This is a genomic window from Kribbella sp. NPDC050820 (assembly GCF_040653975.1).
GTDB lineage: Bacteria > Actinomycetota > Actinomycetes > Propionibacteriales > Kribbellaceae > Kribbella.
Genome location: NZ_JBFAHB010000163.1, coordinates 1 through 2,239, shown reverse-complemented (window position 1 = coordinate 2,239; position 2,239 = coordinate 1). Strand labels below are relative to the sequence as shown.

General features: G+C 65.0%; 1 protein-coding gene and 1 pseudogene. Both read right to left on the bottom strand.

The annotated features are described in order from the left end of the window. Positions 1-590 precede the first annotated feature (590 nt). Positions 591-989, bottom strand: a complete 399-nt coding sequence (locus AB0H36_RS47995; RefSeq protein WP_360539088.1) for a hypothetical protein — start codon at positions 987-989, stop codon at positions 591-593. Between the two features lie 61 nt (positions 990-1,050). Beyond that, positions 1,051-1,943 (bottom strand): annotated as a pseudogene (locus AB0H36_RS47990) (IS5 family transposase). Between the last annotated feature and the right edge of the window lie 296 nt (positions 1,944-2,239).

Below are 2,239 nucleotides of genomic sequence, written 5' to 3'. Positions count from 1 at the left end.
CCGCGTCCCCACCGCCCCGACCGACGAACCATGAACCAGAAGATGGTCAACATTCAGTTGCCGCAAGCTGGTCAGTTTTCGGCTGCCGTTGACAGTTTCCAGGAATTCGTAGCGAGCTGTCGAACGCCAACCCTAGAGGGCCCCCATGAAAAGGTGGTCCGCTCGAGGCCATGACGCGTGCAGAAACGGAGCACGGCAGGCGGGCCAACGAGGATCGCCCGACTACGCCACCAGGCGACCGGTGTTCGCGCTTGGGCGGTCTGTGCTGACGTCCTTGCGCCGAGTCGCAGCGAGGGCCTGGTTGCAGTAGCGGTTGCAGATCACCCCCGTGCACCAGTAGTCGGAGGGGTACCGCCCTGGCGGCGACCCCCACGGACGATCCTGAACGGTCGAGGATGGGCTCAGGTCGAACTTGAACCCCGCGGCCGAAAGGCATCCGGGTTCGAATCCCGTCCCGGGCACAGCCGGCTCTCACCAGCAGATATCACTCGCGACAAACCAATCGCGTTAAAAGCAAAGACTCTGCGGACGGAGGCGAACAGCTCCCAACCCAAGGATGGCCAAGCTCATACCTTGCTGGTCGGCACTGCTCAGGATCGTGGCTCTTCGGCGCGTCCGGCGGCTAGCTCTTCGGCGAAACGATATGTCGCCACGATGACTGCGCCGGTGGCGATGAAGCACGCCAACGCCCCCCAACCGACTACGCGTAGAGAAGGCAGTGTTGTGTCGAGCGCGGTGATGCTCGCCCACACCAGCGCGATGCCCAAGAAGGCGAACACGAATGCTCTGCTGGCAGCGGCCGTTCGCACTGGCTGCCGGCGTGCGATCAGTGGCATCAAGCCTCGCGCAGGCATGACATGACCCGCTGAGACGAAGGCTATGGCCGCCGCGAACGCGAGAACGAGAGGATCGTCGCCCGTGACTGCTGTTGCACCCAGGCCTGTAGCGAGAACCACCCCACCCAGGAACGCGAGAATGCGCTTCGACACAGCGCAGACTGTACGGCCAGGCTGGCCGTTGTCGCCAGTGACTCGACTAGGGCGTGTCTCCTTACTGGCGTAGCCAGGCGATGATTGCGCATAGGACGGCTCCTCCGCGGTAGGTGAGGGCGAGTTTGTCGTAGCGGGTGGACAGGCCGCGCCATTGCTTGAGGATGTTGAAGGATCGCTCGACGACGTTGCGGCCCTTGTAGGTCTCGGCGTCGAAGCGGACCGGTCGGCCGCCGCGGCGGCCGCGGCGTTGGCGGTGGGTTTGCTGGTCGGAGGGTTCGGGGATGACCGCGACGACTCCACGCGCGCGGAGCAGTGCACGGTTCGCGCGGGAGGAGTACGCCTTGTCGCCGAGGACGCGGTCGGGTCGGGTGCGTGCCCTGCCCGGCCCGATCCGTGGGACCGCGATCGCGGCGAGCAGGTAGGCAAACATCGGTGAGTCATGGCCCTGGCCGGGGCCGACGAGGATCGCCAGCGGCCGGCCCTTGCCGTCGCTGGCGTGGTGGATCTTCGTGCTCAGGCCACCGCGTGACCGCCCGATCGCATGATCAGGGGGTTCACCGCGCGGATTCTTGTAGTTCGATCGTTCCCCCTGTGCCGGCACCATCGCGCGGCAGGTTCGTCGCGTGCTGATGCGCGCGATTGATCGTCGAGTCCACCGACACGTCCCAGTCCACCTCGCCCATAGCGTCCGCCTCGGCCAGCAACCGCGCGTGGATCCGGTCCCAGGTGCCGTCGGCGCTGAACCTGCGGTGCCGCTTCCAGACCGTCTGCCACGGACCGAACGCCGCCGGCAAATCCCGCCACGGAATCCCGGTACGGAAACGGAACACGATGCCCTCGACCACCTGCCGATGATCACGAAACGGCCGCCCCCGCTGACCATCCGACGACGGCAGCAACGGCTCGACCCCTCGCCCACTGAGCATCGCTCAACACAGCCACACGCGACATCCCACCAGCATCACCGACCAACCAGCCACCATTTAGGAGACACGCCCTAATCGGCGTAGTTGCAGCAGTAGCGCCTGATCAAACTCAAAGCCGAAAGGTGTACGGGTTCGAATCCCGTCCAGGGCACATCATGCTCTGACCTGAATAGCTGCTGCATCAGCAACGTAGGCCACAGCTTCAGCAGACTTGCCCTGGCGGCACCTGTCGACGGCACGTGAAAACTGACCCCCAGACGGCAACTGAAATCTGACCCCTTTCCGAGACGCTGGCCTCAGGCGAGGTCAGGAGGAAGCGGG